General features: G+C 48.6%; 7 protein-coding genes. All 7 read left to right on the top strand.

Annotated features, from left to right (window positions below; all coding sequences use genetic code 11):
* The first annotated feature begins 184 nt into the window (after positions 1-184).
* The 7 genes from AC1DFM_RS21960 (at position 185) to AC1DFM_RS21930 (ending at position 12,211) form a co-directional block, all read left to right on the top strand.
* Complete coding sequence (locus AC1DFM_RS21960; RefSeq protein ID WP_477078905.1) at positions 185-766, top strand: RNA polymerase sigma factor; 582 nt, start codon at positions 185-187, stop codon at positions 764-766.
* A 106-nt stretch (positions 767-872) separates the two neighbouring features.
* The gene (locus AC1DFM_RS21955; RefSeq protein ID WP_477078904.1) at positions 873-2,060 is read left to right on the top strand and encodes a FecR family protein; all 1,188 of its coding nucleotides are present in this window, start codon (positions 873-875) and stop codon (positions 2,058-2,060) included.
* A gap of 241 nt (positions 2,061-2,301) precedes the next feature.
* Entirely contained in the window at positions 2,302-5,784 is a 3,483-nt protein-coding gene (locus AC1DFM_RS21950) for a SusC/RagA family TonB-linked outer membrane protein (protein ID WP_477078903.1), read from the top strand.
* Positions 5,785-5,795: 11 nt separating this feature from the next.
* Positions 5,796-7,229 carry a RagB/SusD family nutrient uptake outer membrane protein gene (locus tag AC1DFM_RS21945; protein ID WP_477078902.1) on the top strand — a complete coding sequence of 478 codons (1,434 nt, stop codon included), beginning with the start codon at positions 5,796-5,798 and terminating at the stop codon, positions 7,227-7,229.
* 80 nt (positions 7,230-7,309) lie between these two features.
* Positions 7,310-8,254, top strand: coding sequence for an ABC transporter ATP-binding protein (locus AC1DFM_RS21940; RefSeq protein ID WP_477078901.1), 945 nt, complete (start codon positions 7,310-7,312; stop codon positions 8,252-8,254).
* Entirely contained in the window at positions 8,251-10,458 is a 2,208-nt protein-coding gene (locus AC1DFM_RS21935; protein ID WP_477078900.1) for a Gldg family protein, read from the top strand. Before AC1DFM_RS21940 ends, AC1DFM_RS21935 begins: the two co-directional genes overlap by 4 nt.
* A gap of 118 nt (positions 10,459-10,576) precedes the next feature.
* The gene (locus tag AC1DFM_RS21930; protein WP_477078899.1) at positions 10,577-12,211 is read left to right on the top strand and encodes an acyl-CoA dehydrogenase family protein; all 1,635 of its coding nucleotides are present in this window, start codon (positions 10,577-10,579) and stop codon (positions 12,209-12,211) included.
* The last annotated feature ends 65 nt before the right edge of the window (positions 12,212-12,276 follow it).

The following is a 12,276-nucleotide window of genomic DNA, read 5'->3' as shown; positions in this document are numbered from 1 at the left end:
TTTGTCTGTGTACAAAATCCGCGCGCTGATCATTTGCTACAATTACATTGTTGACAGATGCTGTAGCACTTTTACTTTCCCCTTTATACATTCTGCTGATTATTTTATATCTTGTTTGCTTACATTGTCAGATGTGAATGCTATTTTTAACCGACACTTGCTGTTTTATAAAAACATCTTTTAATTGAGCGACGGTCCTTCTATTGATGCTGCCGACTTGTATTACCGTGTAGCCAACGGCGACGAAGCGGCCTTCAGACGCCTTCTGGAGGTACATACACCACAACTACTGGCGATGGCCACGCGGATAACGGGATCTGTGGCGGTGGCAGATGATCTGGTGCAGGACACTTTTTTAAAGGTATGGATTACACGTGATCAGCTGGCAGATGTGATGCATCCGGCGGCCTGGATTAAAAAAATCTGTTTTTTTCTGTCAGTGAATTATGTACGGCGGCAAACGGTGCGCGACAAAGTAATGGCCGTGGTAGCACCTGAACACGAGGGTGTGGAAGACCCTATCGATTTTCAACAGCTGCTGCAGCTGGTCAACAAAGCCGTAGCGCAGTTGCCGGAAAAACAGCAACAGATTTATCGCCTGAGCCGCGAACAAGGCCTCTCCATTTCCGAAATAGCCACCCATATGAATCTGGCGGTGAGCACCGTCAAAAATCTGCTGGTGATGGCATTAAAGAGTATCCGGCAGTTTCTTCAAAAGTCCGGATATCCCCTCCTACTGGCCCTTTTCATTGACGTCCTGTATTAATTTAAAAAAAGTTTATTTTTTTTCGGTACCATCTTTCCGCTCAATTGTCTGATAATAGAGAGGGGGAGATAAAGGACTTCGTTTACCTGTATTCACCACACATTAAATGGAACAACACACCCGACTACAATATTTACTGGAGCGGTTAGTCGCCCATACCGCCACGCCGGAAGAGCTCACCGAGCTTACCGCGCTGATGGAGCAGGACAATGGGACTACGATGGAGGAAGTAGCGCAGCTACTCGCCTCGGAAGCGACGACCGACTATCAGCACGACCACTGGATGTCGGTGGCAGACCGGATTTTGGCGGCCGACAAGCTGCCGGCTGATCCGGCAACAACACCGGTGCACCGGTTGCCTTTCCTCCACAGGTGGGGCTGGGCGGCGGCAGTAGTACTGCTGCTGGGAACAGCGGCCTACCTGCTGCAACACTATCAGCGGCCGCAGCCACCTGCATTGGTAACGGTTCCCCATCAGCCGGATGTGGCGCCCGGCAACAACGGGGCCATACTCACACTGGCAGACGGTTCCCAGGTGGTACTTGACAGCGCCGGCAAAGGTGTGATCACTACACAGGGCAACACCCGCGTAATGCTGAAAGATAACGGTCTCCAATATACGCCGGGAGGCGCCGCCAACAACGCGGTAGCCTACAATACCATTACTACGCCTAAAGRCAAACAGTTTCATGTGGTATTGCCGGATGGTACACAGGTATGGCTGAATGCGGGCAGTGTATTGCAGTTCCCGGTGGCCTTTACCGGTAAAGAAAGACAGGTAGACCTTAGCGGGGAAGCTTATTTCGAGGTGGCAGCAAAAGCTACACAGCCTTTTAAGGTGCTGGTACGCAAACAACTGGAGATAGCCGTATTAGGAACCGGATTTAACGTGAGCGCCTATACGAATGAAGAAAGCATTGCCACTACGTTGATCACAGGATCTGTCCGCGTATCCCTGCCGCATGCCATACTGCCCCCGGTAATATTAAAACCGGGGCAGCAGGCCCGCTGGGAAGATCAGCAGCTCACCATAGCACCTGATGCCAACATAGAACAAGCGATCGCATGGAAAAATGGGCTGTTTAATTTCGAGGGCGTAGGACTAAGAGAAATGATGCGACAGCTGGAACGCTGGTATAACCTGGAGGTAATATATGAAGGCCATGTGCCCGATGTACGCTTCTTCGGAGAAATGAGCAGGTCTTTAAAGCTGTCGGATGTGTTGTCGGGCCTGGAAAGCGCCGAAGTACATTTCCGGCTGGAAGAAGGCCGGCGACTGGTGGTAATGCCTTAATCCAACATATACTGTGAATTAAAAAAGATGAACACAACGGGTCAACCACAATAAAAAACCGGGAGTGCGACTAACACTTCCGGTTGCCTTTGATCACTCAAAGGATTGTTCGGCTGACTAGTAAACAGGGTTTCGCGACCACCATTTTTAAACAACCAAACGCTGCAAATCTATGCAAAAAATTGCTTCCTGGAGCGGTGGGGATATGCCATGCCGGCTCCCGACCAAAATCCTCCGGATTATGAAACTAACAACCATCCTTCTTCTTGCCATCTGTCTACATCTTTCAGCCAGTACCTATTCACAATCCATCACCTTTTCAGGGAAGGACGTGTCAATGGAAAAATTATTTGCCACCATTAAAAAGCAAACTGGTTTTGTAGTCTGGGGGAAATCAGATGTATTAAAACAGGCCAATGCCGTCAGTGTGAATGTTCGGGATTTGCCCTTATTAACCTTTCTCGACCTGCTGGTCAAAGACCAACCATTTAATTACAAAATAGCCGGCAACACCATTATGCTATCGGCTAAACGGGAGACCGATGCCATGAGTGAAGCGGTGTCAGAATCGCCGGTAACCGGCCATGTCACGGATAGTATCGGCATACCACTCCCAGGTGCTACGGTAACAGTGATCGGTACCTCTCAGGCGGTAGTCACTAATACTGAGGGCAACTTCACCATTACCGCCAATGCAGGTAATGTGATCCGTATCAGTTACATTGGGTTTAAGACCAAAGAACTGCACATCACCGCCGCCATGCTAAAAAATGGCACCACAGGCAATATCATACTGCAGGGCATGCCGGCTACCCTCTCCGAATTAAATGTTATCGCCAACACCGGCTATCAGTTGATTCCTAAGGAAAGGGCAACAGGCTCCTTTGGCGTTGTCACAGAAAAAGCACTGGGCGCCAGGATGGAAACCAGTATCCTCGACCGGCTGGAAGGCATGGTACCGGGTATGGTGATGCAAAACGGTACTGTGACGATCCGTGGTATATCCACACTCTACGGCAACCGGACACCCCTATACGTAGTAGATGGTTTTCCATACGAAGGCGACCTGAATCTCATTAATCCTGCCGATGTAACCAATGTAACGGTAATGAAAGATGCGGCCGCCGCTTCCATCTATGGTACCCGCGCGGCCAATGGTGTTATTTCTATTACTACCCGCTATGGTGGCAAGCGAAAACCAACAGTAGCTTTCTCCAGTACACTCTACCTGCAGCCTAAACCAAGCTTTGGCGCTATGCACCTGTTGAACTCTCCGCAAATGGTAGACCTGCAGCAGGAGCTGTTTAACAAGTGGCACCCTTCTATGGACGACCAAATGATGAGAAATGCACAACCTAAAGCAGTAGAAGCCTTATACCAATACGAACAGCAGGAAATCACCAAAGCACAACTGGATGCGACCCTCAACAGGTTAAGAGAATCTGATGGACAAAGCCAGTTGACGAACTTATACACCCGCAACTATTTCCAGCAGCGACATGCTTTTTCTGCCGGTGGCGGTAATGACCTGCACCAGTACCAGGTAACAATGAACTATACCGGCGACAAAGGTTATGGACTTAGAAATACCTCAGAGGCGGTTAACATCAGTTTAAAGGAAAAAGTAAAAGTGTTTAAATGGCTGGATGCGGAAGCTGGTGTGTTTACCAACACCTCCAATGCTGTAAATCAAATGCGACCTCCAGGCAACTTTTATAACAGCATGCCGTACGAACTGATGCGGAATCCCGATGGCAGCTCTTCTCCCTGGAATTACCTGAAATCACCCAGCGAAATAAACAGGCTCAAACAGGAAGGCCTGCTCGATGAAACCTACAATCCATTAGATGAGCTGGATAGATCAGATTCCCGCGGTAACTCCAGTTACTTCCGGTTGCAGGGAGGATTTACCGTGAAAATTATTAAAGGTCTTAGCCTCGATCTGAAATACCAGACCGAACGGGGTAGTACCTATACCAGGACCTATTACGGCCCCAACTCCTATGACGCCAAACATATGATTAATGACGCTACCCAAATTTTCGGCGACAGCATCGTTAAAAATATTCCTGATGGCGGTCAGATACAGGAATTCAGAGGGAATAACAGATCCTATACCGCCCGCGCCCAGCTTAACTTTGATCGCAACTTCAGTACCCGTCATCATATTTCCGCATTGGCCGGCGCCGAAAGAAGAGTGGTTACCTCAGACGGAACAGGGTTGTTCAGAGCGGGATACAACGACAACAACCTCCAGTTTCTCCCTATCAATGAGAACTTGCTGGGTAGCCTGAAAGGCACCGAAGCTGTGGGAAGTGTTTTCTATTATGATTACAATGGCAGAAATTATTTCACCAACCCGGAAGACCGGTATATTTCTGCCTATGGCAATGCGGGATATACCTACAATGAGAAATACAATCTGACAGGAAGCGTCCGCGTTGATAATTCCAATCTCTTTGGTACTGATCCACGCTACCGCTATCTGCCGCTCTGGTCTGTTGGCGCCAGCTGGAGAATATCAGAAGAAGCATTCATGAAATCCATTTCCTGGTTAAGCAGCCTGACCATCCGCTCCACCTACGGCTTAAGTGGTAACGTGGCCCGTAACGTAGGCCCTTACCTACAAGCGAAATCCACGTTTGTATCAGAAGCCCAAACCATGGGGGCAGAAATTATCTATCCTCCCAACAAATCGCTGAGATGGGAAAAAACAGCGATCACCAATATAGGTGTAGACTTCGGACTGTTCCAACAACGTATTTCCGGCTCCATCGATTATTATGTCCGCAAAAGCACTGACCTGTTGGGAGATAAGTCCACGGACCCTACCAATGCATTTCGTTCTGCGCTGATTAACTATGGCAGCCTCGTTAACAAAGGGATTGAAGTGGCGTTACACACGCAGAATATTCAGCATAAGCAGTTCAACTGGACCAGCCACCTGACATTCAGCCTGAATAAAAACAAGATGACGGAAATCAACACCAAAGATCCCACCATTATTGGTATGACCTCCGTTTATGGTGTAAACAGAATCGGTTATCCTTCAGATGCGATGTTTAGTTTCCGCTCTGCCGGTTTAGATCCAACCAATGGCTCCCTGCTGCTATATGATGCTGCCGGTAAAGTGGTAAAAAACTATGACCAGGGCGGCACCATTGTATCGAACATGACGGATATCAATGCGCTGGAATACAGTGGCACAGTACGTCCTAAATATACTGCCGGCTTTACCAACACCTTCTCCTGGAAACAACTCACACTGAATATCATGATTATCGCCAATGGTGGCCATGTGACACGTGATGCAGTACCCTTGATCACTTCCGGTATTTTCACTACCAATGTTGACAACCGGGTGAGGAACTTCTGGCGCAAACCGGGAGACGAAAAAATTCCCGGGATGGCGCCTGCACCTGACCTTAAAGGCAATGGAGGAATCTACTACCAACAAACCTGGTTTGCCGCTGATCAGAATGTAATAAAAGCAGACTATATCAAAGTAAGAGATATTTCCTTATCGTATGATTTTGCTTCCCTGCTGTCCTCCGCGAAAAAAATACAATCCGCGAAGTTCACACTACAGGTACAAAATCCTTTCCACTGGTTTAAGAACAGCCATGGTATTGATCCGGAAAGCTACTGGCCATCTTCTTATTATGCCAACAGAGGCACCCCCATCATGGCGGCTTATATGGCGGGATTAGATCTTACTTTTTAAAATGAAGCATCATGAGGAACATCCAATTTTCTATACTAATATGCGTGGTTCTATTATCCGGTTGTAACAAATTCCTGGATATTAAGCCAAAAGATAAATTCATTCCTATTACGGTAGCTGATTACGAAAGCCTCCTTAATTCTGGCTATAACGTCAACTACAACGATTACTTCTGGGACCTGTTGTCGGATGATGCTTTCCTGCCGGAAGGAGAACCCGGTAACCTGTTTAGCAAACAGCAGCTATGGGGCCGGAAAATATATACCTTCAATACGGTTCCCTTTGAAGCGGGTAGCAATGACTTTGAGTGGAGTGAAGGATATAGAAGAATCTTTTACTTTAATACGGTGATCAATAACATTGCAGACGCCACCGAGGGAACGGAAGCGGCTAAAAAGAGCTTAAAGGCAGAAGCCCTGCTCGGACGCGCCATGGAGCATTTGTTGCTGGTAAATATGTACGCGCAACATTACGATGCTGCTACTGCTGGTACCCAGCCGGGCATTCCCATCGCGCTGATTGCAGATATCAACGCTAAATTTAAAAGAAACACGGTTAAGGAAGTATATGACCAGGTAATCAGCGATCTGAATACGGCTATTCCAGATCTTCCGGTGAATCATAAACTGACTAAGTTCAGATCCTGTAAAGCCGGTGGTTATGCCGCTTTAAGCCGGGCATATCTATTCATGGGAGATTACGCCAATGCAAAAAAGAATGCAGACCAAACCTTATCCCTGCAATCTGAACTGGCTAACATGAACGACTACACGATTACCAAGCCGGGGCCTTTCCCTAATGTACCAGGCTCGCCACTCGGATGGACCGATATCCCCGATGCTCAGTTCAATAAAGAAACGATTGTGGCCCGCCACTTCCTCCGCCCGTTTGGTTTAGGCATGGATGTTTGCGCCTCGCCGGAATTGACGGCCCTTTTCAGCAATGACGACCGTCGCTGGGTATTATACTATGCAGATGGATGGCCTCCGGCGCCGCCCTTCAACTACATGAACCGCTACCACGTAAAAATATACCTGCGGGGCGATTACTACAGCAACTTCCTGAACGTTCCAGAGATGTATCTCAATCGTGCTGAATGTAATGCCCGCGCCAACAACCTGGGTGATGCACTCGCAGACATCAATAAGTTACGCGTAAACCGTATTACCCCAGCTGCTTACAAAGCCTTTACCCCGGCCGATTTCAACAACGATGCAGAAAAAGTACTGCGCTTTGTACTGGAAGAAAGAAGACGGGAACTGGCCTTTACCGGCATACGCGTGATTGACCTGAAACGCCTGAACAAAGACCCACGTTTCGCGAAAACAATCACGCACGTAGCAGAAGGTAAAACGTATGAACTGGCGCCTAACAGCAATCAATACCTGCGTCAGCTCTGGCCGGATGCCACGGTGTTTAACCCGGACTGGCCACTAAACCCATAACTGTTTTGTCCTTCCCTATTCTTTAGGGTGCCGGAAATACCGGCACCCTTACTTTCCTGTTGACTTTAACTTTTTCCGCCATGCAAGAAAACATCGTTAAAATTGAAGGACTTTCTCACCGCTACAGCAAAGACTGGGCGGTGCAGGATGTCAGCTTTGAAATCAATAAAAAGGGGATTGTAGGATTACTCGGCTCCAATGGCGCCGGCAAGTCCACCACCATGAACATTCTTTGTGGAGTACTCAGTCAAACACAAGGTACCGTGCTGATTGAAGGCATTGATATGCGCACCCACCCGGAAGATGCCAAGAAAAGAATTGGCTTCCTGCCACAGAATGCCCCTTTGTATTTAGAACAAACAGTAGATGAATACCTCACCTACTGCGCCCATCTGCGGTTTGTGGACAAACGCAGGATTAAAGCCGCCGTATCGGAAGTAAAGGAAAAATGCGGGGTGGCTCATTTCAGCAATCGCCTGATCGGCAATTTGTCCGGCGGCTACCGCCAGCGCGTTGGCATTGCACAAGCCCTCATACACCGGCCTATGTTAGTGGTACTGGACGAGCCTACCAATGGCCTCGATCCCAACCAGATCCTGGAAGTACGGCAACTCATCAAAGAAATTGCCATCGACCGTGCCGTCATTTTTTCTTCCCATATTCTCTCTGAAATACAGGCTACCTGCCAGGATATCATTATGATTGAAGGTGGCAAAATGGTATTCAAAGATACCATGGAATCGTTCAACAACTACATTGAACCAGACAGCCTGATTACCACCATGATGGCTCCTCCCACCCAGGCCGTACTGCAACAGATTCCGGGCATTAACGAAGTGACCTTTCTCAGCAACAATACCATCCGCATGCACTTTGACCCAACAGCAGATATCGCGGAAAGCATCGTAGAAATGAGTGTACGTAATGGATGGCGACTCAAAGAAATCACGCTTGAGAAAAGTTCACTGGACGCCATCTTCGCCCAATTATCCAATAAAAAAACTAAACCTGCTTTACCATCATGAAAATCATCATACGCATCGCCCGGCAGGAATTGAGCCTCCTCTTTCATTCACCGGTAGCATGGCTCATATTAATTGTGTTCCCGATACAAATCGGCATCGACTATATTTACTACATACAAATGATTGGCCGCGCACAACGCATGGGCAACCATTTCACCGACGTTACCGCCATGATTTTTGGCGGCAAAGAAGGTTTTTATCCCGGCGTCAAAAGCACATTATACTTTTATATTCCGTTGCTGACAATGGGATTAATCAGCCGCGAAACACACAGCGGATCTATTAAACTCCTGTTGTCATCTCCCATAAAAGTAAAAGATATTATTCTGGGGAAATACATGGCCATGATGGGTTATGGCGCTATCCTGCTGACGATCATTTGTCTGTATGCCATCTCCGGTTCGTATTTCATTCAACATATCGACTGGCAACTACTGGCTTCCGGCGCGCTGGGCCTATATCTGCTGATTTGCGCCTACGCTGCCATTGGTTTATTCATGTCTTCCCTGACTACCTACCAGGTAGTAGCCGCTATCAGTACGCTGGCGGTACTGGCAGTCCTGAACTTTATTGGCACCCTGTTTCAGGGTAATGATACCGTGCGACACATCACCTATTTCATGTCCATATCCGGCAGAACAGAACAGTTTATCGCCGGACTAATCAGCACGGAAGATCTGCTCTACTTCTTCCTGGTCATTGGCTTCTTCCTGACCATTACCTGTATGCGCTTACAGGATCAGCGCGAAGCCAAATCCGGTTATTTCCGTATAGCCAGATACGTTGGCCTCGTAGCGTTTTGTTTTCTCGTTGGCTATATCAGTTCCCGCCCAATGGCGACTGGCTACGTTGACATGACCGCTACCCGCAAACATACGCTGGGACCTCAAAGCAGGGAGCTCATCAAAAAAATGGATAAGCCATTAAAAATTACCACCTACATCAACATCTTCGATGATAACTTTTACCTGGGCGCCCCGGAAAAGAAAAGTGCAGATGAAAGGTTAATGACGCCTTATCGTCGTTTCCTGCCCAGCATGGAAATGAACTACGTGTACTATTACGACTTTGGTGATAATAAAACTTTGTATAAAAATTATCCGGGAGAAACGGATGTGGCCATTGCGAAAAAGGTAGCCGATATCCAGGAGCTTGATTTCAAAAAAATACTGCCGCCCGCCGCTATCCACAAAATTGTAGACCTTCGTCCGGAAGAAAACAAACTGGTAAGGCTACTCCAATACGGCGACGGACAAACGTTTCTGCGGTATTACAACGATATGATGATTTACCCCAGTGAAAAGGAATTCACTGCGGCATTGAAGCACCTGGTAACGCCTTCCCGTATGCCGTTGGTAACGTTCCTCAGCGGTCACGGCGAAAGAAGTATTTCCAAAGCAGGCGATGCTGCGCTGAAAATGTTTGTAAAAGAAGGTTCTTATCGCAGTGCACTGATCAACCAGGGCTTTGATGTAGATACGGTAAACCTGTCGCTACAGCCCATCTCTGCGCGGACCTCTATACTCGTCATTGCCGGACCACAAACACCTTTCTCCCCGGAAGAAGAAAAACAACTGCAACAATATATCGCCCAGGGCGGTAACCTGATGGTGATGGTAGAACCGGAATCCGCCACCGTATTATCCGGCTTGTTGCAATCTCTGCACATACAGGCAGGTAACACACCAGTACAGGAAGAAAGCCGCGACTATACGCCGGATTTTATCCTCTCACATTTCTCACCCGAAGCCGGCAAAGTTTCGCCTACGCTGGGTGCATGGCAGGCAGACAGCGGCATCGTGTCCATGTCTGGTGCGGTGAACCTCCAATATACGTCCGGCGCCGACTTCCAGACAACGCCACTCCTCGTATCAAAGAACAATCAACCGCTGGCGTTGGCATTGGAAAGGAAGCAATCTGAAAAAACACAGCGCATTATTGTTACCGGCGATGTTGATTTTATGAGCAGCATAGAAATTGCGCGACGCAAGCCTGCCGTCTGGAATCCCTACTTTACGACGGAATTATTCCGCTGGTTTACCAATGGAGAATTCCCCCTGAATACAGGCGTTAAACCCGCACAGGATGTGATTGACAGCGATGACAAAGGTATTCTCACCATGCGGATACTTTTCTTTGGTATACTGCCGGCGGCCTTGCTGATACTGGCCACTACCCTGCTGATTTATCGCAAAAGAAGATAACCTATAAGCCAACCAACCCGTAAGGTCGCTCCCCCGTGGAGCGGCCTTTTTTTATGCCGCTGCCGATGGGGCTTTGTGGCAAATAGTTTAAATTAGGGTACATCAAATATCGCGTGATATGCCGTTCGATGATTTTGATTTCGATACTTCGTTTAACCAGGCGCCCGTTCTTGAAAACTACAATGCGTATACCTCCCATCCGCTGTTACAGCAAGTCCTGCAGCAATATGGCGGCGGCTGGATACATGACCGGGCCACTACCTTTGGCGCATTAATGGGGAGCCATGCGATGCAGGAAGCCGGCGACCTGGCCAATAAAAATACGCCGGTACTGAAAACACATGATCGCTTTGGTAATCGTATCGACCTGGTAGAATACCACCCCGCCTATCATCAGATGATGGGGGCCGCCATCCGCGAAGGCGTGCCGTCTATTGCATGGACCGCCCATCAACACGGCGCCTACCTGGCACATAGTACGTTGTCTTATCTGAAACAGCAAATAGATGAAGGCAGCAGCTGTCCTTTAACCATGACTTTTGCGGTAGTGCCTTCCCTTCAAATAGACAGCCACATCGCCGCTGCGTGGTTACCCAAAGTACTTTCCACCGAATATGATCCCAGACCGGTTCCGTGGTTTGACAAAACCGGCGTCACCTTTGGCATGGCCATGACCGAACCACAAGGTGGCAGCGACGTCCGTGCCAACACGACGTTTGCGGTACCACAGGGCAATGGCATCTACCAGATTACCGGCAGAAAATGGTTCTGTAGTGCGCCCATGAGTGATGCCTTCCTGGTGTTAGCACAAACAGATAAAGGACTCAGTTGTTTTCTGGTGCCCAGGTTTACACCCACCGGTGCAAAAAACACGCTTTATTTCCAACGGCTGAAAGATAAGCTGGGCAACCGCTCCAACGCTTCGTCGGAAGTGGAGTTTCACGGCGCCTGGGGGCAACTGATCGGGGAATCCGGACGAGGCGTGCCCAATATCATGGAAATGGTACGGCATACGCGGCTCGACTGCGCCATAGGATCTGCCGCCAGCCTGCAACGCGCCCTGGCAGAAGCCATTCATCATTGCCGGCATAGAAATGCTTTTGGCAAAAAACTGATCGATCAACCACTCATGAAAAATGTATTGGCCGATCTCTGCCTGGAATCTGCCGCCGCTACTACCCTGGCCATGCGACTGGCAAAGGGTTTCGATGATGCCGGCACAGATGAAGCCGCCCTGCACTTTACCCGCATTGCTACCGCTATCGGCAAATACTGGAATACCAAAAGAGCCGTACTGGCAATGGGCGAAGTGCTGGAATGTCTTGGTGGCAATGGCTACGTGGAAACTTCCATTCTTCCCAGACTATACCGCGATATTCCTGTCAACGCCATCTGGGAAGGTTCCGGTAATATACAGGCGTTGGATGTTTTACGCGCCATGCACAAAGAACCCGCCAGCATTGCGGCATTGATGCAGTACTTCGATGCGGCAAAAGGCCTGGATCATCATCTGGACGCGCACCTGGAAAGTCTTCGTACTTCCATTGTACATCCGGCTGAACACTCCGCACGCATCCTCGTAGAAAAAATGGCGTTGGCTATTCAGGCTATTGAACTGATCGCCATATCCCCCACCCTGATGGCGCCGCTCTTTTGCGAAGCGCGGCTTTCCTCACAACGACATTTAAGCTGGGGCACCCTACCCCCGGCCACCAACCTGGATKAGGTCATTGATCTTGTATTTTCTGAATAGCAGAAAGCTGAAAGCAGAAAGCAAAAAGCTATTTTAGCGATTGCCCAAAGCGAATGTGTAGTTAA

Source organism: Chitinophaga sp. 05T412 (genome assembly GCF_056396465.1).
This window is presented reverse-complemented; position numbering and strand designations above follow the sequence as displayed.